Annotated in this window: 22 protein-coding genes, 1 tRNA gene and 1 pseudogene; 8 read left to right on the forward strand and 16 right to left on the reverse strand. The window is 63.8% G+C overall.

The genetic code is table 11. The annotated features are described in order from the left end of the window. Nucleotides 1-111: 111 nt before the first annotated feature. The 8 genes from crgA to HMPREF3044_RS11885 are packed head-to-tail and all read right to left on the reverse strand — an operon-like array spanning nt 112 to nt 8,589. The gene (gene crgA / locus HMPREF3044_RS11850; RefSeq protein ID WP_005391272.1) at nt 112-375 is read right to left on the reverse strand and encodes a cell division protein CrgA; all 264 of its coding nucleotides are present in this window, start codon (nt 373-375) and stop codon (nt 112-114) included. Nucleotides 376-380: 5 nt separating this feature from the next. Further along, nucleotides 381-2,285, reverse strand: coding sequence for a Stk1 family PASTA domain-containing Ser/Thr kinase (pknB, locus tag HMPREF3044_RS11855; RefSeq protein WP_070742028.1), 1,905 nt, complete (start codon nt 2,283-2,285; stop codon nt 381-383). Continuing rightward, complete coding sequence (locus tag HMPREF3044_RS11860; RefSeq protein WP_070742033.1) at nt 2,282-3,547, reverse strand: serine/threonine-protein kinase; 1,266 nt, start codon at nt 3,545-3,547, stop codon at nt 2,282-2,284. The genes pknB and HMPREF3044_RS11860 overlap by 4 nt, the downstream gene beginning before the upstream one ends. Beyond that, entirely contained in the window at nt 3,540-4,892 is a 1,353-nt protein-coding gene (locus HMPREF3044_RS11865; RefSeq protein WP_070742036.1) for a penicillin-binding transpeptidase domain-containing protein, read from the reverse strand. The genes HMPREF3044_RS11860 and HMPREF3044_RS11865 overlap by 8 nt, the downstream gene beginning before the upstream one ends. Further along, nucleotides 4,889-6,163 carry an FtsW/RodA/SpoVE family cell cycle protein gene (locus tag HMPREF3044_RS11870; protein ID WP_005391264.1) on the reverse strand — a complete coding sequence of 425 codons (1,275 nt, stop codon included), beginning with the start codon at nt 6,161-6,163 and terminating at the stop codon, nt 4,889-4,891. Before HMPREF3044_RS11870 ends, HMPREF3044_RS11865 begins: the two co-directional genes overlap by 4 nt. Before the next feature lie 3 nt (nt 6,164-6,166). Continuing rightward, nucleotides 6,167-7,459, reverse strand: coding sequence for a PP2C family protein-serine/threonine phosphatase (locus HMPREF3044_RS11875; protein ID WP_070742048.1), 1,293 nt, complete (start codon nt 7,457-7,459; stop codon nt 6,167-6,169). Next, nucleotides 7,460-7,885 (reverse strand): FHA domain-containing protein FhaB/FipA, encoded by a 426-nt coding sequence (locus tag HMPREF3044_RS11880; protein ID WP_070742052.1) that lies wholly within the window; start codon nt 7,883-7,885, stop codon nt 7,460-7,462. It lies immediately after the preceding gene. Between the two features lie 2 nt (nt 7,886-7,887). Beyond that, nucleotides 7,888-8,589: a DUF3662 and FHA domain-containing protein gene (locus HMPREF3044_RS11885; RefSeq protein ID WP_070742055.1), complete on the reverse strand. Its 702-nt coding sequence runs from the start codon at nt 8,587-8,589 to the stop codon at nt 7,888-7,890. 162 nt (nt 8,590-8,751) lie between these two features. Between HMPREF3044_RS11885 and HMPREF3044_RS11890 the strand changes: the two genes are divergently transcribed. Next, nucleotides 8,752-8,836, forward strand: a tRNA-Leu gene (locus tag HMPREF3044_RS11890). Nucleotides 8,837-9,418: 582 nt separating this feature from the next. On the opposite strand, the gene HMPREF3044_RS11895 is transcribed toward HMPREF3044_RS11890, so the two are convergent. The 4 genes from HMPREF3044_RS11895 to HMPREF3044_RS11910 all read right to left on the reverse strand — a co-directional run bounded on the left by HMPREF3044_RS11895 (nt 9,419) and on the right by HMPREF3044_RS11910 (nt 11,603). Next, nucleotides 9,419-10,414 (reverse strand): ArsO family NAD(P)H-dependent flavin-containing monooxygenase, encoded by a 996-nt coding sequence (locus HMPREF3044_RS11895; RefSeq protein WP_070742058.1) that lies wholly within the window; start codon nt 10,412-10,414, stop codon nt 9,419-9,421. A gap of 33 nt (nt 10,415-10,447) precedes the next feature. After that, a complete protein-coding gene (locus HMPREF3044_RS13185) occupies nt 10,448-10,792 on the reverse strand; it encodes an ArsR/SmtB family transcription factor (protein WP_232621914.1) in 345 nt (114 codons plus the stop codon). After that, on the reverse strand, nt 10,758-11,081 hold the full coding sequence (locus HMPREF3044_RS11905; RefSeq protein WP_168167258.1) for a hypothetical protein: 324 nt from the start codon (nt 11,079-11,081) through the stop codon (nt 10,758-10,760). The genes HMPREF3044_RS13185 and HMPREF3044_RS11905 overlap by 35 nt, the downstream gene beginning before the upstream one ends. Nucleotides 11,082-11,207: 126 nt before the next feature. Further along, entirely contained in the window at nt 11,208-11,603 is a 396-nt protein-coding gene (locus HMPREF3044_RS11910; protein WP_005391249.1) for a heavy metal-responsive transcriptional regulator, read from the reverse strand. A 108-nt stretch (nt 11,604-11,711) separates the two neighbouring features. Here HMPREF3044_RS11910 and merA point away from each other — a divergent pair, with 108 nt between their 5' ends. Then, complete coding sequence (gene merA / locus HMPREF3044_RS11915) at nt 11,712-13,094, forward strand: mercury(II) reductase (RefSeq protein ID WP_070742061.1); 1,383 nt, start codon at nt 11,712-11,714, stop codon at nt 13,092-13,094. Nucleotides 13,095-13,160: 66 nt separating this feature from the next. Here merA and HMPREF3044_RS11920 read toward each other — a convergent pair whose 3' ends face one another. Both HMPREF3044_RS11920 and HMPREF3044_RS11925 read right to left on the reverse strand, forming a co-directional pair. Beyond that, the gene (locus HMPREF3044_RS11920; protein WP_040428986.1) at nt 13,161-13,691 is read right to left on the reverse strand and encodes a DinB family protein; all 531 of its coding nucleotides are present in this window, start codon (nt 13,689-13,691) and stop codon (nt 13,161-13,163) included. A gap of 476 nt (nt 13,692-14,167) precedes the next feature. Beyond that, a complete protein-coding gene (locus tag HMPREF3044_RS11925; RefSeq protein WP_070742064.1) occupies nt 14,168-14,785 on the reverse strand; it encodes a recombinase family protein in 618 nt (205 codons plus the stop codon). Between the two features lie 695 nt (nt 14,786-15,480). Here HMPREF3044_RS11925 and HMPREF3044_RS13515 point away from each other — a divergent pair. Beyond that, entirely contained in the window at nt 15,481-15,777 is a 297-nt protein-coding gene (locus HMPREF3044_RS13515; RefSeq protein WP_016458763.1) for a hypothetical protein, read from the forward strand. A 436-nt stretch (nt 15,778-16,213) separates the two neighbouring features. Here HMPREF3044_RS13515 and HMPREF3044_RS11935 read toward each other — a convergent pair whose 3' ends face one another. Together HMPREF3044_RS11935 and HMPREF3044_RS11940 are read right to left on the reverse strand one after the other, a co-directional pair. Then, nucleotides 16,214-17,695, reverse strand: a complete 1,482-nt coding sequence (locus HMPREF3044_RS11935; protein ID WP_070742066.1) for a multicopper oxidase family protein — start codon at nt 17,693-17,695, stop codon at nt 16,214-16,216. A 70-nt stretch (nt 17,696-17,765) separates the two neighbouring features. Further along, on the reverse strand, nt 17,766-18,341 hold the full coding sequence (locus HMPREF3044_RS11940) for a CueP family metal-binding protein (protein WP_070742068.1): 576 nt from the start codon (nt 18,339-18,341) through the stop codon (nt 17,766-17,768). Nucleotides 18,342-18,744: 403 nt separating this feature from the next. On the opposite strand from HMPREF3044_RS11940, the gene HMPREF3044_RS11945 reads away from it, so the two are divergent. The 5 genes and pseudogenes from HMPREF3044_RS11945 to HMPREF3044_RS11965 all read left to right on the forward strand — a co-directional run. Continuing rightward, the gene (locus tag HMPREF3044_RS11945; RefSeq protein ID WP_070742071.1) at nt 18,745-19,467 is read left to right on the forward strand and encodes a response regulator transcription factor; all 723 of its coding nucleotides are present in this window, start codon (nt 18,745-18,747) and stop codon (nt 19,465-19,467) included. Continuing rightward, nucleotides 19,464-20,591 (forward strand): sensor histidine kinase, encoded by a 1,128-nt coding sequence (locus HMPREF3044_RS11950; protein WP_070742074.1) that lies wholly within the window; start codon nt 19,464-19,466, stop codon nt 20,589-20,591. The genes HMPREF3044_RS11945 and HMPREF3044_RS11950 overlap by 4 nt, the downstream gene beginning before the upstream one ends. Before the next feature lie 143 nt (nt 20,592-20,734). After that, nucleotides 20,735-21,061 carry a heavy-metal-associated domain-containing protein gene (locus HMPREF3044_RS11955; protein ID WP_040428983.1) on the forward strand — a complete coding sequence of 109 codons (327 nt, stop codon included), beginning with the start codon at nt 20,735-20,737 and terminating at the stop codon, nt 21,059-21,061. A 52-nt stretch (nt 21,062-21,113) separates the two neighbouring features. Continuing rightward, on the forward strand, nt 21,114-23,348 hold the full coding sequence (locus HMPREF3044_RS11960; protein ID WP_070742077.1) for a copper-translocating P-type ATPase: 2,235 nt from the start codon (nt 21,114-21,116) through the stop codon (nt 23,346-23,348). Between the two features lie 27 nt (nt 23,349-23,375). Further along, nucleotides 23,376-23,606, forward strand: a pseudogene (locus tag HMPREF3044_RS11965) (DUF305 domain-containing protein); the annotation flags it as partial. Nucleotides 23,607-23,628: the final 22 nt, after the last annotated feature.

Here is a 23,628-nt window from a genome sequence, read left to right on the forward strand (position 1 = left end):
TCCAAACGACAAGCCCGAGCACCCACTCGGGCTACTCGTCGTGTCCACACACAAAAAATAGCCGTCGCGCCCCCAACAAACACGGGGACGCTACGGCCACTAATAAAGAACTTACCGCCAGCCCATCGTCATGAGCAGGCCGACGATAAACAGGCCGAAGCCGATGCCGTAGTTCCACGGCCCGAGGTCGCGCATGAGGGCGATGTCGGTGCCGGCGAGGTAATTGATGACCAGCCAGGCGAGGCCGAGGAGCATGAGGCCGAACATAATCGCCAGGTACCACCGGGGCGTGCCGGTGGAGTTGATCTTGACGGGGGTGCGGCTGACGGAGCCACTGCTAATCGGGGTTGTTTTCGTGATTTTGGCTTTAGGCATGGCAGTTAGTTTACATTAGGGATCGCAAAGGTAAAGACCTGGATGGTCACGGGCTGGTCCTTGCGGATCGGCGTTCCGGCCGCGGGGTCCTGCGTCGCCACCTTGTCAATTTCGGTTAGGTTCGTCGACGGCGTTTCCTGCTGGTTCGTCGCACCGCTGTGGCCTGCTGCTTCCAGCGTCTTGCCCACCTGCGTGACGTGCAGGCCGACGAGGTTCGGCGTGCGGATCAGCTGCCCGTTGCTCACCTTCACCGTGACGACGGTTCCCTCCGCCACCTCCGTCCCCTCGCCGGCGGTGGAGATGACGGTGCCTTCGGGCTCCACGCCGTCGACCATCTGCATCTGCACCCCGAAGCCCATGGCCTTGAGGTTGGATTGCGCGGTTTCGAAGGTGGTGCCGTTCTGCGCGGGCACGCGGACGAGTTTCTGCCCGATGGACACGGTGATGGTGACCTCGGTTCCCTTCGACACCTGGCTGCCTGCGGACGGCGACTGCTCGAGGATGAGGCCTTCCTTGACGGTGTCGGAGTTGTCTTCCTTCACCGTGGTGGCGAGTTTCAGGCCCTCTTCTTCGAGTCGTTTCTGCGCGTCCGCAGTGTTGAGGTTCTTCAGGTCGGGGACCTCGGTGATCTCCTTGCCGGTGGATACGTACACTTCCACGGTCGTCCCCGCAGGCACACGGGAGTTCTCCGCAGGCGAGGTACGGATGATGTGGTTTTTCTCCACAGTGGGGGAGGTCTCTTCCTTAATCGTCGTCTTCAGGCCCGCGCTTTCCAGCTTGGTCAGCGCTTCTTCCGTGGGCAGGTTGGCGATCTGCGGGATGGCGACGGATTGGCTCGTCTGTTTCTGGTTGCTGCCACCGAGGTCGAGGTAGTTGTAGGCGAAGACTCCGGCGAGCGCGAGGAAGATGGCTGCGAGGACGGCGACGATCCACCGCCACGGGTTGGACTTCGGCTCGTCGGGTTCCGCATCCTCCGGCGATTCCGCAAAGTCTGCGGGTTCTCCCACGGCAACCGCGGCCGCCGGCTCCGGCTCCGCGACTGCGGTGGCGCCGGGCTCCGCGTAGGAGCGCGCGGCCAGGGGCGTGCCGCCGCGGGCGAGGGTGCCGAATTCTTCGGCGAGTTCGCCTGCGGTTTGGTACCTGTCGTGGGGGTTCTTGGCCATGGCCGTGAGCGTCACGGCGTCGAGCGCGAGCGCCTCGCTGGGCGTCAGCCCCGCGACGAGCGTCGATGGCGCTGCGGGGTCCTCGGTGACGTGCTGGTAGGCGACGGAGAACGGCGTTTCGCCTTCGAACGGCGGGTGCCCGGTGACGAGTTCGTAGAAGACGCAGCCGGTGGCGTAGATATCGCTGCGCCCGTCGGCGACCTTGCCGCGCGCCTGCTCAGGGGACAGGTACTGCGCCGTCCCGATCACCGCCGAGGTCTGCGTCATCGCGGATGTCGTGTCCGTCGTGGCGTGCGCGATGCCGAAGTCCATCACCTTGACGTCGCCGGTGTTGGTGATCATGATGTTGGCGGGTTTGATGTCGCGGTGGATGATCCCGGCTTCGTGGGAGCAGGCGAGCGCCTGCGCGACGGGTTCCATGATTTTCGCCGCTTCGCGTACGGGCAGCGGTCCGACGTCGCGGAGCGTTTTGCCGTGTACGAGTTCCATGACGATGTAGGGCACGTCCATGCCGTCGCGGTGGATGGTGCCGGTGTCGTAGACGCTGACGATGGCGGGGTGGTTGAGCTGCGCGCTGTTTTGCGCTTCTTTCTTGAACCGTTCGCGGAATCCGTCGTCGCGTGCAAGGTCGTTGCGGAGGATCTTGATGGCGACGTCGCGGCCGAGGATAGTGTCGGTGGCCTGGTAGACGTCGCTCATTCCGCCGGTGCCGATGGAGTCACCGATTTCGTAACGTGACGCGATCATGGTTCCTCCAAATTCAGAAAGTCAGTGGGCAGCGGTTGTTCCGGTATGGGCATCATACTCGTGGGGGTGCGCTTTTGTGTAGTTGGCGTGCTTTCCACGCTTGTCGACGCCTCCGTCGTCGCCGTCTCCTTTTCACTCGTCGTCGGCTTCTTCTCCGTGGTCTCCTCCGCCTCCGTAGGGGTCGGCGCAACGGTTTGCGTCACGACGACCTCGCTGGTGGTGGTCACGGCCGTCGTCACCGGCGGCTGTGTCGGCGACGGGGTCGTCGGCGAGTCGTCTTGCACGCCGATGAAGTAGTACATGAACGCGCCGATGCCGGCGAGCAACAGCACGGCGATAAAGACGAGCCAGCCGCTGCCTCCCTCCTTCGGCGTCTGCCGGGGCCGCTTCGCGGGAACCGTCGTCGGCCGCACCTCCCGCCCGAGCGCCCGCGTCGTCTGCGTGACCGCGGGGGCGACGGTGGTCGGCGGCGCGCCGGCAGGCCGCTGCCCGCCGCGCACCTGGGACACAGCCCCGGCGAGCGTGGCGCCGTCGCGGAACCGGGCGTTGGGGTCCTTGCGCAGGCAGATGCCGATAAGCTCGCGGACCTGCGGGGAGATCGACGGCGGCATGGCGGGCGGCGCCTGGTTGATGTGGGCGATCGCCACGGAGACGGAGTTGTCGCCCACAAACGGCCGGTGCCCGGTGAGCATCTCGTAGCCGACGACGCCGAGCGAGTACACGTCGGAGGCGGGCCCTAGCGGGTTGCCCTGCGCCTGCTCCGGGGACACGTACTGCGCGGTGCCGACGACCATCCCGGTCTGCGTGAGCGGCACGGCGCTGGCTGCCTTGGCGATGCCGAAGTCAGTGATCTTCACCTGCCCCTGCTCGGTGATGAGCAGGTTGCCGGGCTTGATGTCGCGGTGGATCATGCCGGCGCGGTGGATGGATGCGAGCCCGTGGGCGGCCTGTTCGAGCACGTCGAGGGCGACGTCCTCCGGCAGGCTCGCTTCGCGAGCGAGTAAGTCGGCGAGCGATTCGCCGCGCACGTATTCCATGACGATCGCGTCGTCGGTGAAATCGTAGGTCTGCACCACGTTGGGGTTGTTGACCTGCATGGCGGCGCGCGCCTCGTTCTGGAACCGCTGCACGAATTCCGCATTGCCGGTGAGCTCCGGCTTGAGCTTCTTCACAGCAACCTCGCGGCCGCGGCGGTCGCGGGCGAGCCACACGGTGGACATGCCGCCGTGGCCGATGACGTCGATGAGCTGGTAGTTATCCACGTGCTGCTCCCAAAATCTCTCTGCCGATGGGTGCTGCGGTGGTCGCCCCCACTGCCCGCGCACCCTGGTCACCGCCATTCTTTACGACGACTGCCACGGCCACGTCACCTTCGAAGGCAATGTACCAGACGTGGGGCTCAGAGTTCCTGGAATCCTCACCGTGCTCTGCGGTACCGGTCTTGGAGGCGATGGCGCCACCCTGGTAGCCAAGCGTCGAGCGCTCGGAGGCGCGCATGAGCTCCGCGATCTGGTCGGAGACCTCCTTCGGCATGACCTCGGCGGCCTCGGTCGGGGTGGTCTTGTGCTTGACCTTCAGGTCGCGCCCGAGGACCTCGGACACAATGTACGGCTTCATCCGCAGCCCGTCATTGGCCACGGTCGCGGCGACGACAGCGTTCTGCAGCGCCGTCATGGACACGTCGCGCTGCCCGATGGCGGACTGCGCGCGCGCCGCGGCGTCGGTGAGGTCGCCGAGCGCGCCGGCGGATTCCGGCAGACCCAGGTCGTAGGTTTCGCCGACGCCGAAGGCCTGCGCGGTCTTGGTGAGCTGCTCGTCGGTAAGCTGGCTGCCGAGCTGCGCGAAGGCGGTGTTGCAGCTGAGTGCGAACGCCGTGGTCAGCGTCACCGTGCCGCCACCGGCGCAGGCGGAGCCGCCGTAGTTCTCCAGCGTCGCCGTCGTGCCGGGCAGCGTGATTTGCGGCGCGCCGGTCAGCGGCGAGCCGGGGGCGTAGCCGTTCATGAGCGCGGCGGCCGTCGTGATCACCTTGAACGTCGATCCCGGCGGGAGGCTGTCCTGCGTCGCGTGGTTGAGCAGCGGGCTCATCTCGTCGTTGGACAGGCTGTCCCAGTTGTCGGTCGCCGTCGCCGGGTTGTAGCTCGGTGTCGAGGCGATCGCCAAGATTTCGCCTGTCGACGCCTTGATGGCTACCGCTGCTCCCTCATACCCGCGCGATGCGAGTCCCTGGTACGCGGCCTTCTGCAGCTTCGGGTCCACCGTCAGTTTGACGGTGTTCTCCCCGTTGAGCACGTCGTTCTGGCTGGCCTCCAAGCCGGCGGCACCGAACTGGGGGTCGAGGTAGCCGATCGTCGGGCCGTAGAGCGGCGCGGACTCGCCGTAGCTGCGCTTGTACGTCCCGTCTTCCTGCTTCTCACTGTGGGCGAGGACCTCCCCGCCGGCGGTGATCGGGCCACGGGCGATCATCTGCGCGCGGTAGAACTGCCTCCGGTTGAGCGGGTTATCGGCGAGCTCGTCGGTGCGAAACACCTGCACCCACGTGAGGTTCACGAGCAGGATGAAGACGAGGACCAAAGAAAACAGGCTGGCTATGCGGATCGTGCGGTTCATGAACGAGCCTCCTCCGAAACGCGGATGAGCAGCGCCAAAAGAATGTAGTTAGCCATCAGGCTGGAGCCACCCTGCGACATAAACGGCGTGGTCAGGCCGGTCATCGGCATGAGCGCCGAGATGCCGGCGACAACGACGAACACCTGAATAATGACGGTCAGCGAGAGCCCGCCCGCGAGCAGCTTGCCATAGGAATCGTTGGTGCCCATGGCCGCCTTGAAGCCGCGGGTGACAAGGATCGCAAATAGAACGAGGATCGCCGCCAGCCCCGCCAGGCCCAGTTCCTCGCCCACGGCGGCGAGGATGAAGTCGGAGTGCGCGACGGGAACCTCCTGCGGGAACCCCTGGCCGAGCCCGGTGCCGCCGGGTCCGCCCCAGCTCAGGCCAAAGAGCGCCTGGGAGAGCTGGTAGCCGGTGGTGTCGTAGTGGGCGATCGGGTCGAGGAAGTTGTTCACGCGGGATTGGATCTTGTCGGAGATGGTGTAGATCCCCACGCCGCCGATGGCGACGAGGATGCCGCCGATGACGAGCCAGGATTCGCGACCGGTGGCCAGGTAAATCATCCCGAGCACGGTGCTAAACAGCAACAATGCGGGGCCGAAGTCGTTCTCCAGCGCCATGATCACCAGGGCGATGCCCCAGACGATGACAATCGGCGCCATGTCGCGCAGGCGCGGGAACTGCATCCCCGCCACGCGGTAGCCCGCCACGTTGAACAGCGCGCGTTTGGTGGTCAACAGCTGGGCGATGAACAGGATGAGGAGGATCTTGGAGAACTCGCCCGGCTGCAGCGAGAACGGTCCGATGGAGATCCAGATTCGTGCGTCGGCATTCGCCGGCGCCCACGGCCACACGATGGGCAGCGCCAGCAGGATGAGCCCTACGAGCCCGAGGATGTAGGAGAAGCGTGAGAGGACGCGGTGGCTTTTCACCACCACGAGCGTGGCCACGAACAGGCCCACGCCGACGACGCTCCACAGCACCTGCTTGGATGCCAGGGTTGTCTCCAGGGCATCATCAAGCCGGTAGATCATGATGAGTCCGAAGGCGTTGAGGAGAGCCGCGACGGGCAGCATGATCTGGTCGGAGTTCGGGGCGAGGATGCTGAGAGCCACGTGGGCAATGGCGAAGATGCCGATGAACCCGCCGATGATCCAGGCGACCTCCCATGTCAGCGGGTTTCCTAAGGCAAGCTCCAGGTTGATAACCGCCGCCGTCAAAACGACGGCGGCGAGGATCAGGAGGCCACTTTCGATGGCGCGAAACTTCACCTGTTAGTTCACCTCCCGGCAGTTGACCCCCGGCGTGGTGAGGTCGCCGTCGCCGGGCTTGTCCTGCTTCTCGCGCGTGACGCACGGCGGCAGGGCACTATCGGCGAGCCTGCGCACCTGTCCCAGCGCGTCGTCGTAGGAGCCGTCGGGAAGCGTCGCGACGGAGGCGCGGGCGTCCTCGGGCAGGTCGGTGAGCTTGAAGGTACGGCAGTTGTCCTCGAGCGAGATGTTGCCGCTCGCATCGATGCACGGCCGCTGGTGCACATGCGACAGCCCGGCGATGTCGACACCCTTGAAGATGGCGATATCGTCACCGTCGGCCGCGACGTAGTAGTTGTCGTTCACGGCCCGCCAGCCGAAGAAACCTACACCTGCGATGACAAGCAGCGCGATGAGCCCAAAGATCCAGCCCGTGTGCCTTTTCTTCGCTTCCTTACCCGGCACCTCCGCCGAAGTCGGAGGTATGACCTCCGGCTTTGCCCGTCCCGCAAGCGCCGCCCGTCCGGCGGCCGTGTTGGGGTTCGGGTCGTACGTAGCGTTCGCATCGAGCGCGCCGACGACGAGCGGTTCCCGTTCCTCCGGATCCGTCATCACCACATCGGCGACGACGACGGTGACATTGTCCGGCCCGCCGGAGCGCAGCGCTAGCTCCACCAGCGTGTTCGCGGCATCCTGCGGGGTGCCCTGGCCGAGCGCCGTTTCGATGGTGGAGGCGGTGACGGGGTCGGTGAGCCCGTCGGAGCAGAGGAGGACGCGGTCGCCCTCCTTCAGGTCGAGGTCCTTGAGCAGTGGTTCGACGGGGATGCCACAGTAGGCCTTGAGCAGCTTGGACCGGTCGGGGTGGGTGGAGACCTCGTCGGGGGAGAGCTTGCCCGCGTCGACAAGCGATTGCACGTACGTGTCGTCGTGGGTGATCTGGGCGAGTTTCCCGTCGCGCAGCAGGAACCCGCGGGAATCTCCGAGGTGCACCATGCCGATGCCCTCCGGCCCCGCGAGCAGCGCCGTCAGCGTCGTGCCCATGCCGTCGGTCTCCGGGTGGCCGGAAATGTGCTGGTGGATGGAGGTATTGCCATCGTTGGCGACGGCACCGAGCAGCGCCAGCAGGTCATTATCACCGGGGTCGGCGTCCAGCACCTTCATGTGGTTGATCATGAGCTGGGAGGCGACCTCGCCGGCTGCGTGCCCGCCCATGCCGTCGGCGAGCGCGATGAGGTGCGTGCCCGCGTAGGCGGAGTCCTCGTTATTGCCCCGGACGAGCCCCACGTCGGAGCGCGCCGCGTAGTTAAAAGCAAACATTTAGGGCACCAACCTCACTATTGTCTGGCCGATCTTAATCTCGCTGGTGGTATCCACCGTCTCCGGCTGGTCAATCTTGTACCCGTTGACAAACGTGCCGTTGCGGGAGTCGAGGTCCTCAATGATCCAGTCATTGCCACGGCGGGTGAGCCGGGCGTGCGTGCCGGACGCGAAGTCGTCGATAAGCGGGAACGTGTTGGACGGGGACCGACCGAGCGTGACCTCGGTGAGCCCCGACAAGTTGACCTGCTCGTTGCCGGCGCGCACCCATGTGGGGGTGCCTTTCTTGCCCAGGCGTGGCCGGGCCGGGGCGGTGGCGACCTGCGTCCGGGTGTCGTTCTTCAGCGCGCGCAGCGCCAGAAAAACGAACAGCCACAGGAGGACAGTCACCCCAATCCTGGCTGCTAGAAGGATGTTTTCTTCCACTATTACGCTCCCGTGATCCGCACTTCAATGAGGCTATGACCCACCTGGATCACATCACCATCGGCCAACATCCAGTTCTCAATTGGCTGATTATTAACAACCGTACCGTTCGTGGACTCCATATCCACAAGCACGGCGTCGTACCCGTCCCACGTGATCTCCGCGTGGTTGCGGGACACCCCGGTATCCGGCAGCTGCAGATCCGCATCCGCAGACCTGCCGATAATATTCGACCCCTCGTGCACCGAGTACGTGCGCGAGGACCCATCCTGCAACAGCAGGTTGACGCGCGGCTTCTGCCCCGCGAACCCGCTCCGGTACTCCTGGTTCGTGGCGGAACTCGCCACCTTCAGCTGCCCGGTATGCAGGTCTTTGTCGGGTTTCACCTGCACGCACACCGGCCCCTGCGTCGCCCACCCGGAGTTGCGGAAGAAGCGCTGCAGCTGCCCCGCCAGCGTCGCCGGCAGATCATCGTGGTTGTCCGCGAGGTTGGAAAAGTCCTTTTCCGACACCGACAGGGTAAACAGGTTCGGGCACTCCAGCTCGCCGTCGTACGTGCGCACGGCGTTGTCGGAGGCCTCCTGCTTGAGCAGCTCCTCGATCTCCGCGGGCACGACGCGCCCGCCAAAGACGAGTGCCATGCCGTTGTCCAGGCCACGCTGCATAGCAGAGTCAAGTTTGGCTATTCGTCCCAAAAACGACATGCTTCATCAACCTTTCTCAACAACCGACATGTACGTAAGTGAAAATACCAGTATAGAAGATGCGGTCAAAACCTGATTTTATCCCGTCCACCTGCCAGTTTGGGTAAAACGCTGGTAGCGTGCTATCTTTTACAAGTCCACAGCGTTAGACGCTGTCACTCTGGGCGAGTGGCGGAATTGGCAGACGCGCTGGCTTCAGGTGCCAGTGTCCGATAAGGACGTGGGGGTTCAAGTCCCCCTTCGCCCACGTTTCTACCCCAGGGTCTCGTACTCTGGGGTTTTTACCATTTCGGGGTCTTATTTGTCGGCCAGCCATTCTATTGGCACGTTTACTGCGCAATAGATTGACACCAACGCCGTGTCCACTACTCGGGGGACCCGCCTGAAGCTGAGTGGGAACAGGCCTGAGCACAGGAACAGGTAATCGCTAGGTTGGCTGAGCACGAGAAAGTCGGAGTAAGCACTGCTGATGCGGTCGCCGAAGAGCTGGGATGTCCCGGCGATAGATATACCGGCTTCTTACACGCAACCGCGAGGGTTCAGGGGTAGTAACTGATCTTCTCGCGGATTTTCCCGCGCGGTGCGCAGCTTGTCCCCGCTGAGCAGTGGTGGCCGGCTTCCCGTGCGGCCACGAGCCCAGGCAGCCTCCAGACCGGCGTGTCTCCGCTCCCGGATCAGATCACATTCAAACTCCGCCGGGCAGGAAGATGTGGAACACTTTTCGGCCCCCGGAGGATGAGGTGCCGGTGTTTCCTGCAGCGATCGAAACTCCACTCCTCTCGTTGTGCTGACGACAGAGTGCCCCTCGGGGTTGCCAGCCAGGCGGGGATTACTTGACGGTCATGCCGAATGAGTCCGCGATGGTCCGGGCGGTCTGCTTGGCGTAGGGGCCTACCCCGGTGAGTGTGGCGGATCCGGGGCCGGTCCAGTCGCCGTAACCGACCAGGTGCAGGCCCGGGTATTTCGGAGTGGTGCCGTCTAGGAGCCGGCGCACCGGCCCGAGGGACGGCCGAAACCCGGTACACCAGATCAGATGATCGGCCTGTACTTCGTTGAGGGAGTTAAACATCGGCGTCGCCGCCAACCATCCGGCGTCGCGGGCAGCGCGCACCTCAGGCAACACGACAATGTCGCCGAGCTCTGAGTCGGCCCCCGGATCGGTCTCGCCGCGCTGGACGGCCAGGGCGCGTTGTCGGTTCCGGCGAAACAGCACCCGCCCGTCGACCTCATCGGGCATCCACCGTGGTGGATGGCGGGTATACCAGGTGACTTCGGCAACACCGGTGAGTTCGGCGGCGATCTGCGCGGCGGAGTTCGCCGCCCCCACCACCGCCACGGACGACCCTCGGAAGGGGCTCACCCCGGGATAGTTCGCCGAATGCCACTGCGTGCCGGTAAACAATCCCGGGTAGGCCGGGACGAAGGGAGTAGACCAGGTACCGGTGGCGGCTACGACATGGGGAGCCGTCCACGATCGATCACCGGCGTGGAGGCGGTAGCCTCCATCCTCCCGCTCGACGCGGTCCACGTGCACGGGGCGCTCGACGGGGATCCGGTAGCGCTGCTCATAGTCGGCAAGGTAGTCGATGACATGGTCCGACGGTGGGAACCCCTCGTAGGCTGGCATAGGCTTGCCCGGCAGGCTGGAAAACTCCGCGGTGGAAAACAACGTCATCGATGGCCACACATGCCGCCACGCCCCACCGGCATCCTCCTGATCATCGAGGACCAGGGTGTCCACGCCTGCTCGCAGCAGGTAGTAGGCGGTGGCCAGGCCCGCCTGGCCACCGCCTATAATGATCGCTTCGAAGTGTTTGCTGGTCACGTGTGTGATCGTCTCCTGCTCGTCGGTGGTGGGTTAGTCCATCTGTAACACGGTGCGCAGCTCCGCGAACAGCTCTGGGCGCACCTGATGGGTCATCGTCCGGCCGACCCGGACTTTGTCCAATAACCCGGTCTCGGTCAACCGCTTCAGGTGATGCGACACGGTCGGCTGACTCAACCCCGACGTCTCTGTCAGCTCCCCGACGCTGACCGGGCCGCAGCCTTCGGCCGACAACTGCGATAGCAAGCGCAGGCGGGCGGGATCGGCCAGACCGGAGAAGGCGATGACGTAGTCGATGCACGGGGCCAGCAGCACCAGCAGCACGCCTAGCAGCAGGGCCTGGTCATCGGCCACGAACCGGGACAGCAGGTAGACCATGACCGGGACAGCAGGTAGACCACGACCGGGACAGCAGGTAGACCACGACCGGGACGATGAGGAAATTCAGCACGGTCAAACCGGCCAGGAACCGGCCATCGCGCAGTGCCTGCCCGACCTTGGTCAGCGGCACGCTCAAAAACGTGGCGTAGAGCAGTGCCATCAATACCGGGTTGATCGCCACCTCAAACGCCGGAGCGGTGGCAGGAGCAGCCAGGCCGATGAGCGCTCCGAGGACGAGGGCGGCGAGATACAGCGGGATCTGCCACCGTTCCCACCAATCGAGCACGAGCATCCTCCCTGAAAAGCAATGATAGGCACGTCAACAACATAAGCCTGGTGCACAGACTAGCGTCCCCCGGGCCACCCCCTTCCCGTGCGGCCAGACCCGACGGTGGGCACGGGGATAATCATTTTAGAGGTACTGACAGATGGCGGTGGGGTCACAACTGTCCGGGCTGATCCCCTCCGCCCGGTAGCGCAGTTCACTCACGGTATCGCGCAGGTTGTGCAGATCGGCGAGTTGTTGGTCCAGGCCCGCCAAGCGCTCATCAAGCAGGTCGACCACATGCCGACAGAGCGGGGTGCCGTGGTCGCGGATCTCCAGGACCTGGCGGATCTGGGCCAAGGTCAGGCCGGCGGTCTGGCCGCGGCGGATGAAGTCGATCCGGGCGAACGTGTCGGTGGGGTTGTCGTAATACCGGTAGCCGTTGGCGCTGCGGTGGGGTGTCGGGAGTAGGCCAACGTCCTCGTAGAAGCGCAGAGTTTTGGTCGTGGTGCCGCTGGTCTGTGCCAGTTCCCCGATGAGCATGAACTACTCCCCTCTAATAATGCCTGGACCTGTGGGCTTAACCTTACCGTGCACTGGAAGGTGTATGTTGGACCCAGACACAGTTGCTAGGGGATAAGGTGAGGGTTCATGAGGCAGGACTATGAGGTTGAGCTGGCGGTAATCGGCTCGGGCAGTGCGGCGATGTCCGCCGCGATTACTGCCCGGCAGGCGGGTCATACGGTGGTCCTCATCGAACGCGGCACGCTCGGGGGGACGTGTGTGAATATCGGGTGTGTGCCCTCCAAGGCCCTGCTGGCCGCGGCCGCCGCCCGCCACGACGCGCTCAACAATCCGTTTGCCGGGGTTTCGACCACGGCCGGGCCAGTTGACCTGGCGGCGATGGTGGGTCAGAAAGACGACCTTGTTCACCAGTTGCGGGAGATGAAGTACGCGGATGTGGCCGCCGCCCATGGTTTCGAGATCCGGGAAGGCCACGCCAGGTTCCTGGACCCCGAGACCCTGCTGGTGGATGGTCAACCACTTCGGGCCCGGGCATATCTGGTAGCCACCGGGGCCCAGCCAGCTGCCCCGGCCCTGCCGGGACTGTCGGAGGTGGACTGGTTGACCTCGACCACGGCCATGGAGCTGACCGAGGTCCCGGACTCCCTGGTGATCATCGGGGCCGGTTATGTCGGCCTGGAGCAGGCCCAGTTGTTCGCCCAGCTCGGTGCCCAGGTATCCCTGGTGGGGCACCTGGCCCCGCGGGCGGAACCGGAGCTGGCTGACAGGCTGCGCGAGATCCTCCTCGACGACGGTCTGGCGATGGTTGATGAGCACGCGGTGCACGTCGGCACCGATGCTGGACAGGCGGTGGTGACCACTACCTCCGGTAGGCAGGTCCGGGGTGAGCGGCTGCTGGTGGCCACGGGACGGGCGGCGACCACCGACGGGTTGGACCTGGCTGCAGCCGGCGTCGAGGTCGATGAGCGGGGCTTTATTAGCGTCGACGACCATCAGCGCACCTCCAATCCACGGATCTGGGCGGCCGGGGATGTCTCCGGGGCCCCGCAGTTCGTCTATGTCGCCGCGGCCACGGGCAAAGTGGCCGCACTCAATGCCCTGGGCACGCAGCCGGCGGCGCGGGTGGAGTACACCGGGTTGCCCGCGGTGGTGTTCACCCGTCCCCAGCTGGCTTCCGCCGGGTGGAGCGAGGCTCAGGCCCGTGCCCACGGACTGGCGTATGACACCCGCGTGCTGGACCTGTCGGAAATTCCCCGGGCACTGGTCAACCGGGATACCCGCGGGGCGGTCAAGATCGTGGCCGACGCGGTCACCGGAACCGTTGTGGGAGTGCATGCCCTGGCCGAGGGGGCTGGGGAGATCATGCTGGCTGCCACCTACGCCATCACGGCGGGTATGACCGTCGATGACCTGGCCGATACCTGGGCGCCCTACCTCACGATGGCCGAGAGTCTGCGCCTGACCGCCGGGTTGTTTCGCACCCAGATGCCCACCTCCTGCTGCGCCTGACCACCCCCTTTTCCCTCGGTCGTGAACACTAGCTCCATGACAAGAACCCCCTCGTAGGGGCGCCCGTCATCCGTCGGTGTCAAAGGGAAAACTCAGCTGTCGGGCATGGAAATCAAAGTGCAACGTCGGATAGGCGTACACATCCGCCACAGTCATCACGGCGTCGAAAAACGGATCCCAGCGGGTGGGAAACGCCATCCGCAGTGCCAGGGACTCCTCGGATTCCTTCTCCAGGCGGGCGGCCAGGGTGGTGGTGAGGCGGCGAAGTTTCCGGGCCATCCGGTGGCGGTTGTAGACCCGGGCCGCAGCACGCGATCCCCAGTAATTGACCCAGTCGAAAGGTCGGATACCGGCATTGAACAGACGGGCGAACGCGTTGTTGAACAAGGGCGGCAGATGACCGAAAAGCTTGACCAGAGGTAACAATGTGCGAACCACCATATAACCGAAGACCATATGAAACAGCAGTTCTTCATTGGTCCAGCGGGTACCCGCACTACGCTCGCGCAGTTCCGCGTCCCTGGCCCGGGAGAGAACGCCTTCCAACTCGGCACAGGCCCGCCCGTAGCCGGCTGTGATGTCAGTACGACCCGTCATCGTTGTCTTCTTCCCGGGGGCAGGCTTCCACCGATTCTTCGATCTCATCATCGCACCACACACTTGCCCCAGACCAGGGGTCTCCGTGTTGGGAAATGGGACGCCTGTGGTTGACCGTCCCCAGCCAGCTAAGTACGAGACTTCGCGGCACGAAAGAGCACTGATGAACCAGCACACGTGTCTAGGTGCGGGTGCCGGTTCACCAGAATTTTAGCACCGTCAGACCTCTGCCCTGCAGCCGATCGACGGCACAAAGTGTCGGAAAACTGCAGCACGAAGCGGCGGTCGTAGGTACCCAAGAGCGCAAGCCTGATTCGTCAGCATGGACCTTATATCGGCCGGGGTAATCGACACTGATCCTCCAGCGAGGCGTACGTTTCCCACTTCGATTTTTCTACAGCGATTCCTCATATATACAAGGCATTCTCGAGATGATCCCGGAAATACGGCAATACACCCGAACTGCAGGTAAGACCTCAACTCCCGGGCAGTAGTTTCCGTCCGTCCTCTCGTAACTCCCCCGTCGGCGAGACATGCCGGTAGAGGGTCTGACGGGTGATCCCGAGCTCCTGGCACAGGGCCGCCACGCTGGTCTCCGGCTGACCCATCGAGGCCATCGCCAGGCGCACCTTGGCCGGGGTCATTTTGAACGGCCGCCCCCCTTTGCGTCCGCGGGCCCGGGCTGATTCCAGGCCGGCTTTGGTGCGCTCGGAGATGAGCTCGCGTTCGAACTCGGCCAGGGCGGCGAAGATCCCGAAGACCAACTTGCCCTGAGCCGAGGTGGTGTCAATCGCCGCACCCTGACCGGTGAGCACCTTCAGGCCGACGCCGCGGGCGGTGAGATCGTGGACGATGTTGACCAGGTGACGCAGATTCCTGCCCAACCGGTCGAGCTTCCACACCAACAAGGTGTCACCGGAGCGCAGCGCCTTGAGACACGCGTCGAGATGTGGTCGGTCTTCACTCTTGCCGGAGGCCTTGTCCTCATACAGGTGCCCCGGATCCACGTCGGCGGCAAGGAGCGCGTCGCGTTGCAGATCCGTGGTCTGCGATCCGTCTGACTTCGAGACCCGCATATAACCAATCAGTGCCATAGTGGTCTCCCATCACTTATACGATCGTTTACGTGACACCCGTCGGAAAAATATCGCCCAAGGTCAAAAAATCCAATTTTGTCACTTAACCCGTTATTTATCCTACGTCACGTGAACGTCATGAAAAACCATTAAAGGGACACGATTTTCTGTTTGACGCGGATTTTTCACTGCCCCATCCGCATTCCGACCGGAAAGGTTTCCCCTTCAAGTATGTGCGTCTGTCTTTCGATGCAGAGGACTTCGGAACTTTTGACGCCGAGTGCAGACGAATACTGAAACCAAAATTTGCGAGGCCAGCAACATTGCCCTCGGATAAACAGTGTGGTGCTGCTGCAGATAGGAATTCCCGTTTGCTCGCTACTCGGACAGAGCGCAGCGCACCACGGCTGGCAGATCAGCTGTTTTCGTCAAAACGCGAGTTTGCAACAGCATCAAGTGAACTACGTACCTGCGTGGAGACAGTTAATGATCTGGTGGAGTTTCTCGCTGATCAAGTCTTTACGGCCAGGACAACACGGCCTATTACTGCGCTTGCTCTTCTCGGACAAATAGGTCTTGAGGCTCGAGGTGGCTGGGACGAACAGTTCTCTAGCTACGAAACTAGCCTGACCGATGTGAACTTTCGACTCAGAATTTTTCGGAGGTGGGGGAGCGCGCTGTCATACTTCCGGACTAGCAACCGAAAGAGGACGGTGCCGGGAGCAGAGCAGTCCACCTGCTACTTGGTCATTTACCCACAGGGCAAGGATGAGTTTTTCCTTGTGGACCAAAACGGAGTCATGGCGCAGCCGATCACCCGCGAAGAGGTCATTCTGCCCGATAAAGCCGAGGAGAAGATCTGGAATATTAAAAGCCTGAATACTCCGCTTCCTGCAGTGATTAAACTCCCATACGAGAAGCTTGACCTCTTACAGGAGCCAAAGTGGGAGCACTATGTCTACGATGTGCTCCCCGGCCACGAGGTCACCTTCTCCACTTTAATGGATTAGTAAATTAAAACTATCTGAGGTTTATAAGAGTGCTACTGCTACCGGGCGAGGCCCACTTGATGAAGTGCTACTAGGCCAGCTGACTATACAGCCCCAACGGCTGCGCGCTTGCATGTAGGCAATACGCCAGTTTCGCGACGCAATGCACTGTAGGCCGTCGTACAGTCACCTCACCATTGCTACCCAGCTATCTCCTCCGGGGAATCGGGGAGGAACAGGCCACCAGGGTCACGGCGGTGAGCACCGCGGCAACCGCGATGGCGGCTCTGCGGGGTGTGCTCGGCATGGATTAGATCTTCTTATTCCGGGGCGGTGGGGAAGAAGACGGTGTTCTGGTTGTCCCAGAAGACCACAGCACCGAGGAAGGTCATCGTACTGCCCGGTGGGTGGTCTGCAGCGACTCTGCCCACCTCGGCACTCAACCCTGCTGTGGGGGTTACTCGTAGCGAAGCGAGCTGAACATCCCGGTTGCCATGTGATAGGCGTTATGGCAGTGAAATGCCCACTCACCGGGGTTGTCAGCGATCAGGTCGGCGATCATGGTTTCACCGTGGCGGAGAAGGACGGTGTCCTTGCGTAGCCCGCCGCTGTCGGGCAGCGCCCACGTATGGCCATGGATGTGCATGGGATGGGGCATCATGGTCCTGTTGCGCATGACCATCCGCAGGCGCTGGCCCTCCTGCACGGTCGCGGAGGAGGATTGGCCGTCGGTGAGAATGCTCCATTCATACGGCATCATCTGCCCGCCCAGGTCGATGCTGACTTCTCGGTCTGGTGTGCCCTCGGGCAGGAGTGCACGGTCTGCTGGCTTCAGGGAGGACAGAAGCAGTCCGGTGGACGACAACTCGGGGAAGTCGACATCGGGGCGGGGGGCCTGGCCGCTGGCGGTGCGGATGACGGCGAAGGCGCGGTCGTTCTTACCCACCGCCAAAGCCGTGAGCGGGAAGATGCCGTCGCCGAGGATGACCTCGACGTCGACACGCTCGCCCATCGACAGGTAGATCGATTCGGTCTCCCGGGGCTGGACAGGGAAGCCGTCGGTGTGGGTGACGGTCATGCGGTGACCACCGAGGGCCACCTTGAAGATGGTGTCACCGCCGGAGTTGATAAACCGCAGGCGGGCCTTGTCGCCCGGGCGAGCCTCGAAGGTTCGGTGAGCACGGGGGATACGTCCGTTGATGAGGTAGTGCGGATACATCACATCGCCGGCATCCCCGCCCAGTACCCGGTCCGGGGTGCCGTGCATCATATGGCCGTGACCTCCCATCCCCTTCTTCCCGTTATGGTCGCCTGAACCCATTCCGGTGAGCTTGTCGAGCTCATCGTCGGGAGTGCCCTGAATGCCATCGACCCAGTCGTCGAGCACGATGGTCCACTCGACGTCCTGGTCCTCAGCGTCTTGCGGGTCACGGATGATCAGTGGGGCGTGGAGGCCACGATCAAGCTGCAGGCCGGAGTGGGAATGGTAGAAGTAGGTGCCACCGTGGGGGACTTCAAAAACATAGGAGAAAGACTCGCCAGGTTCAATGGGGTCCTGGGTCATGCCGGGCACACCGTCGGCTGCGTTGTGGAGTGCGATGCCATGCCAGTGGATGGAGGTGCTCTCAGGCAGTTCATTGGTGATATCGACCTGGAGGACGTCGCCGGCGGTGGCCTCAATGGCCGCATCCCCGGTGTCAGAGACGTATCCCCACGTCTTGGCTTCGATGCCGCCGATATCCAGGGAGAGGGGACGGGCAGTTAGTGTCCGGTGCACCGTCGTCTCACCGAGCGCAGTGGGGGTGGGAGTGGGGCGAAGGGAGGGACTTGGTGCCGAGGCAGCGGGTCCAGGGTCGCGGGTGCAGGCGGCCACGGCCCCGGTGCCGGCGAGGACGAGCCCGCCGAGCAGAAACTGTCGTCGGGAAAACGCGTTCTTCATGATTTAACCTTCCTGGTGTAAGAATTCAGTGACACGGGAGACAGGCGCAGGTGAGGACCCTGCTGAGCCATTACGTCAGGCGCAGGTCTGTGACACAGGTGGCACCGTCGTCGGCGGTGGAAAACTCCGCGGTGCCGGTACGCCCCTGGTAGCTGACCTCAATCAGGCCGGTGACATCATCGGGAAGCCAGAAGCCAATAAACCCGTTGTCGAAGGTGGTTGTCGCCTCGTCCACCAGCACCTCACCGGTCGCCTCATCGGTGATCTTGACCTGGATATCCTCATTGCTGAGTTCCCCCTGGCAGGTCGTGAGGCTGTGGTAGAAGCAGTCGTGGGTGGAGGTGAGATAGGGTGCGATCGAGACATACGTCTGATTGTCGGGAAGATCGACCGCGACTTCCTGGTCACCGCTCGAGAGCAGCAGTTCATCGGCACGCACTGAGGCGATCAGATCCGTGGGACGCTCAGTGACCTTCTGCCGGTCGAGGTGATCAATGATCTCCACCCCGTCCATGTCGGCCAGGCCATGGGTAGTCAGGAATGTATCTTGGGACACCGTCCCGTCGGCCGTGGGTTCCGGGTCGGCGGCCGAACACCCCGTGAGGGCGAGGGCAAGGGCGGCGGCTGCGATCGCTAATCGTTTCATGTCAATCTCCTTAGCTCGTGGTAAGACTGTGAGTAGACACCGCCTCAAGGTCGGTGCCATATCTTTATCTAGCACGGGTGCCTGACGGACTAGAAATGAAAAACCGGCTCACAGCCTTATAACAGGGCGAAAAGGGGGGTGAGTTCGGTGAGCTGGGTCACCACCGGGACACCACTCCACAGCCGTGGGCGATGCCCTTCTACCCGCCCCGGGTATGCGGTGCAGGCAGTGAAATCCCTGGTGGTGCCTGCTGAACCGACCAGGGGAGGCGATGCCGCCGGCCCGGGGTGGGGCACAGGGGTGACGGCGGTCGAAGGGTGATGTTTGAAGATTTGATGAAGATTTCCCGCTGGGCACTGAGCGAGGGTGGTATTCCTCCCTGGCCGGAGCGATACTGGGGTCTATGGCTGAACACACACCGACCACCGCCACGCCCCCGGGGCGGGTGCTGGTCGTCGATGATGAACAACCCCTGGCTCAGATGGTGGCCTCCTACCTCATCCGGGCAGGCTTCGATACCCGCCAGGCGCACACCGGCACCCAGGCCGTGGACGAGGCCCGTCGCTTTTCCCCCGATGTTGTAGTGCTGGATCTGGGACTGCCCGAACTCGACGGCCTGGAGGTGTGCCGACGGATCCGCACCTTCTCGGACTGCTACATCCTCATGCTCACCGCGCGTGGCAGCGAGGACGACAAGATCAGCGGTTTGACCCTGGGGGCGGATGACTACATCACCAAACCTTTTAGCATCCGGGAACTGGTGACCCGGGTGCATGCGGTGCTGCGCCGCCCGCGCACCAGCACCACCCCACCGCAGGTGACCACCCCCTTGATCGTTGGTGACCTCATCCTTGACCCCGTCGCACATCAGGTGCGGGTGGGGGAGACGACCGTGGAGCTCACCCGCACGGAGTTCGAGCTGCTGGTTGCCCTGGCCCTGCGCCGCGGCCAGGCGCTGACCCGCCACGACCTGGTCACCGAGGTCTGGGACACAACCTGGGTCGGTGATGAACGCATCGTTGATGTCCACATCGGCAACTTGCGTCGCAAGCTCGGCACCGACACCCGAGGCCGGGGGTTTATCGACACCGTGCGTGGCGTGGGCTACCGGGTGGGACAGCCATGAATCACGGACCCGGCCTGACCTTCCGCTTCCTGGCCGCCCAGGGGTTGGTCGTGGTGATTAGCCTGCTGGTGGCCGCGGCCGTGGCCACGATGGTGGGCCCGACCCTGTTCCATGATCATATGTTGATGGCCAGCCGGGAGGACCCCTCGCTGGAGCTGTTCCATGCCGAGCAGGCCTACCGGGACGCCAACCTGATCACCCTGGCCGTCGCGCTGCCCACTGCCTTGATCAGCGCCCTACTGGCCAGCCTGTGGTTATCGCGTCGTCTGCGCACCCCCCTGCAGGATCTCACCCGCGCCGCTACCAGCCTGGCGGCCGGTAACTCCCGTATCCGCGTGCCCGCCGGAGAAGCAGGCCCCGAGGTCGCCACCCTGGCGCATGCCTTCAACACCATGGCCGACCGGCTGGAACACACCGAACAGGTCCGCCGACAGATACTCTCTGATCTGGCCCACGAAATGGGCACCCCCTTATCGGTGCTCACGGTCTACCTCGATGGTCTCCAGGACGGGATCGTCGACTGGAATAATGCCAACCACACGATCATGGCTGACCAACTCACCCGCCTGACCCGGTTGATGGAAGACATTGACGATGTCTCCCGGGCCCAGGAACACCGGATCGATTTGGACCTGGCAGAGGAAGGGCTCGGGGATCTGCTCCATACCGCCGCTGCTGCCGCGGGGGAAGCTTATGCTGACAAAGGCGTCGATTTACAGGTCGAGACCATTACGGACACCGCCCGGGTGCTCGTGGACCGGCAACGCTTCGGCCAGGTGATGAGCAATCTCCTGTCGAACGCGCTACGGCACACCCCGGCCGGCGGGCATGTCAGGATCAGCGTCCACCGACAGGGGCCGTCCACCGCGCTCATCCACGTCGCCGATGACGGCGAGGGCATCCCACCTGACCAGCTCGGACACATCTTCGAACGCTTCTACCGGGGGGATGCCGCCCGCAGCCGGGACAACGGCGGGTCTGGTATCGGTCTGACCATCTCCAAGGCATTGATCGAGGCCCACGGTGGCACTCTCACCGCCACCTCCCCCGGACCCGGTCGCGGAGCGGTGTTTGCACTCCGCCTCCCGCTGTCCCCTCCCGACAGTGAGGAGGCTGCTCGGTGACCACACCCTGCCCCGCGTGAGGGCCGTGCCCTCCACCCCTTGAAAATATACCCCGGGGGGGTATACGCTATGGAAATATACCCCAGGGGGTATATGCTAGAGAGCGGCATCGCCGCACCCCACCGAACCGAAGGAGCTTTCCCATGATCACCTCCCCGCCCCGCCTCTTGCCGATGGCCTCCCACGGCTGCAGCTGTTGCGGACCTGCCTCACGTGTCGACACCGCCTCCATCCCTGCCACCAGCGACTCGTCAGCAGGAGGGTCTACCCCTAGCTACCAGGTCACCGGCCTGACCTGCGGGCACTGCGCGAAAAGCGTGACCCAGGCCCTTCAGGCCCTCCCCCAGGTCGACGACGTCCAGATTGATCTCGCTGCTGGTGGAGTTTCCACCGTCACGGTCACCGGTGTCGTACCTCCGGAGATGGTTCGCCGGGCCATCGAGAACGCCGGCTACACCGTCTTATCCTGATAAGTTTTACCCATCATCTCGACCCCGACCGGGTTGAGTGGAAAGGAACGTCATGAGCACTCCCCATCATTCCGGCGATCACCATGGTGATCACCCCGCTCCGGAAACAGACCACACCTACCACCCGGATCATGCCAGCCACGAACACCACGCAGACGCCGACACCCACGGCCAGGCGATGCCCCACGATCACCCGCATTCCGCCCTGGACGAAGACCACCACGTTCATGGTCACGGCGAACACGCCGGACACAGCACCGCAATGTTTCGGGACCGCTTCTGGTGGTCGCTGATTTTGTCCATTCCCGTCGTTATTTTCAGCCCCATGGTCGCCCACCTGCTCGGCTACAACCTCCCGGCATTCCCCGGATCCACCTGGATCCCCCCGGTGCTGGGCACGATCATCTTCGTCTACGGCGGAACGCCTTTCCTCAAGGGTGGATGGAAAGAACTGAAATCCCGCCAACCCGGGATGATGCTCCTGATCGCCATGGCCATCACCGTGGCGTTTGTCGCCTCCTGGGTCACCACTCTGGGGCTGGGCGGTTTTGAGCTGGACTTCTGGTGGGAGCTGGCCCTGCTGGTGACCATCATGCTGCTGGGCCACTGGCTAGAGATGTCCGCTCTTGGGGCTGCGTCCTCCGCGCTTGACGCGCTGGCTGCCCTGCTGCCAGATGAGGCCGAAAAAGTCATCGACGGGACCACCCGCACCGTGGCCATCTCCGAGCTGGTCGTCGGCGACGTCGTGCTGGTGAGGGCCGGTGCCCGGGTGCCGGCCGACGGAACCATCCTCGCCGGAGCCGCCGAATTCGATGAGGCAATGATCACCGGCGAATCCCGTCCCGTCTTCCGCGACACCGGTGACAAGGTGGTCGCCGGTACCGTGGCCACCGACAACACCGTCCGCATCCGGGTGGAGGCTACCGGCGGGGACACCGCCCTGGCCGGGATCCAACGCATGGTTGCCGACGCCCAGGAGTCCTCCTCCCGGGCCCAAGCCCTGGCGGATCGGGCGGCGGCGTTGTTGTTCTGGTTCGCGCTGATCTCCGCTCTGATCACCGCGGTGGTGTGGACCATTATCGGCAGCCCGGACGATGCTGTGGTGCGCACGGTCACGGTGCTGGTCATCGCCTGCCCGCATGCCCTGGGCCTGGCGATTCCGCTGGTCATTGCGATCTCCAGCGAGCGAGCCGCGAAATCCGGGGTGCTCATCAAGGACCGGATGGCGCTCGAGCGGATGCGCACCATCGACGTGGTGCTCTTCGACAAAACCGGCACCCTGACCGAGGGTGCGCACGCGGTCACCGGTGTCGCGGCAGCTGTCGGCGTCACCGAGGGCGAGTTGCTGGCCCTGGCCGCCGCCGCGGAGGCCGACAGCGAGCACCCCGTGGCCCGCGCCATTGTGGCGGCCGCGGCCGCCCATCCCGAGGCCTCCCGTCGGCAAATCCGTGCAACTGGTTTCAGCGCCGCCTCCGGCCGGGGGGTCCGGGCCACTGTCGATGGCGCTGAGATCCTCGTGGGCGGGCCGAACATGCTGCGCGAGTTCAACCTCACCACCCCGGCCGAGCTCACCGACACCACCAGCGTCTGGACCGGGCGTGGGGCCGGTGTGCTCCATATTGTCCGCGACGGTCAGATCATCGGTGCGGTGGCCGTCGAGGACAAGATCCGCCCCGAATCCCGCGCCGCCGTGAAAGCCCTGCAGGACCGCGGGGTGAAGGTCGCGATGATCACCGGTGACGCCCAGCAGGTGGCCCAGGCGGTTGGCCAGGACTTAGGCATTGATGAGGTCTTCGCCGAGGTCCTGCCCCAGGACAAGGACACCAAGGTCACGCAGCTGCAGGACCGAGGTTTGAGCGTGGCCATGGTCGGTGACGGTGTCAATGACGCCCCCGCTCTGACTCGTGCGGAGGTCGGTATCGCCATCGGTGCTGGCACGGATGTGGCTATGGAATCTGCCGGGGTGGTCCTAGCCAGTGATGACCCGCGGGCAGTGCTGTCGATGATTGAGCTGTCCCAGGCCAGCTACCGCAAGATGATCCAGAACCTGGTCTGGGCTTCTGGCTACAACATCCTCGCTGTGCCGCTGGCCGCCGGAGTGCTCGCCTCGATCGGGTTCGTGCTGTCCCCGGCCGTGGGCGCGATCTTGATGTCTGCTTCGACCATCGTGGTGGCGCTGAACGCCCAGCTGTTGCGCCGTATTGATCTGGATCCGGCTCACCTGGCTCCGGCCGAGTCGAAGGAGGAACGCACCACGCCTACTCCGGCATCCACCGCCGTCCACTGATCCTCCACTTCTCTCCTCTGCCCCCATATGACTCTGAAAGGCTCCACCCTGGCGCTGGCCGCCTGCGGTGAGGCCACCGAGTCAGGCAACACCGACACCACCACCTCGGCCACCAGCACTGCGACGACTGAGGCGAACGGGGAGATCTTCGCCGATCACAACGACGCGGACATCATGTTTGCCCAGATGATGATCCCCCATCACCAACAGGCCGTGGAGATGAGTGAGATGCTCCTGGCCAAGGAGGGTATCCCCGCCCCCCTTTTCCCTTAACCCGTTC

Source organism: Corynebacterium sp. HMSC073D01, from assembly GCF_001815555.1.
GTDB classification, from domain to species: Bacteria; Actinomycetota; Actinomycetes; order Mycobacteriales; family Mycobacteriaceae; genus Corynebacterium; species Corynebacterium glucuronolyticum.

What these genes read in the sequence shown, in the direction of transcription:
- HMPREF3044_RS11875 (WP_070742048.1), bottom strand. Translation starts at nt 7,459, where the DNA reads ATGTTTGCTTTTAACTACGCGGCGCGCTCCGACGTGGGGCTCGTCCGG.
- HMPREF3044_RS11960 (WP_070742077.1), top strand. Translation starts at nt 21,114, where the DNA reads ATGAGCACTCCCCATCATTCCGGCGATCACCATGGTGATCACCCCGCT.
- HMPREF3044_RS11940 (WP_070742068.1), bottom strand. Translation starts at nt 18,341, where the DNA reads ATGAAACGATTAGCGATCGCAGCCGCCGCCCTTGCCCTCGCCCTCACG.
- HMPREF3044_RS11935 (WP_070742066.1), bottom strand. Translation starts at nt 17,695, where the DNA reads ATGAAGAACGCGTTTTCCCGACGACAGTTTCTGCTCGGCGGGCTCGTC.
- HMPREF3044_RS11945 (WP_070742071.1), top strand. Translation starts at nt 18,745, where the DNA reads ATGGCTGAACACACACCGACCACCGCCACGCCCCCGGGGCGGGTGCTG.
- merA (WP_070742061.1), top strand. Translation starts at nt 11,712, where the DNA reads ATGAGGCAGGACTATGAGGTTGAGCTGGCGGTAATCGGCTCGGGCAGT.
- HMPREF3044_RS11925 (WP_070742064.1), bottom strand. Translation starts at nt 14,785, where the DNA reads ATGGCACTGATTGGTTATATGCGGGTCTCGAAGTCAGACGGATCGCAG.
- pknB (WP_070742028.1), bottom strand. Translation starts at nt 2,285, where the DNA reads ATGATCGCGTCACGTTACGAAATCGGTGACTCCATCGGCACCGGCGGA.
- HMPREF3044_RS11885 (WP_070742055.1), bottom strand. Translation starts at nt 8,589, where the DNA reads ATGTCGTTTTTGGGACGAATAGCCAAACTTGACTCTGCTATGCAGCGT.
- HMPREF3044_RS11865 (WP_070742036.1), bottom strand. Translation starts at nt 4,892, where the DNA reads ATGAACCGCACGATCCGCATAGCCAGCCTGTTTTCTTTGGTCCTCGTC.
- crgA (WP_005391272.1), bottom strand. Translation starts at nt 375, where the DNA reads ATGCCTAAAGCCAAAATCACGAAAACAACCCCGATTAGCAGTGGCTCC.
- HMPREF3044_RS11920 (WP_040428986.1), bottom strand. Translation starts at nt 13,691, where the DNA reads ATGACGGGTCGTACTGACATCACAGCCGGCTACGGGCGGGCCTGTGCC.
- HMPREF3044_RS11955 (WP_040428983.1), top strand. Translation starts at nt 20,735, where the DNA reads ATGATCACCTCCCCGCCCCGCCTCTTGCCGATGGCCTCCCACGGCTGC.
- HMPREF3044_RS11910 (WP_005391249.1), bottom strand. Translation starts at nt 11,603, where the DNA reads ATGCTCATCGGGGAACTGGCACAGACCAGCGGCACCACGACCAAAACT.
- HMPREF3044_RS13185 (WP_232621914.1), bottom strand. Translation starts at nt 10,792, where the DNA reads ATGGTCTACCTGCTGTCCCGGTTCGTGGCCGATGACCAGGCCCTGCTG.
- HMPREF3044_RS11950 (WP_070742074.1), top strand. Translation starts at nt 19,464, where the DNA reads ATGAATCACGGACCCGGCCTGACCTTCCGCTTCCTGGCCGCCCAGGGG.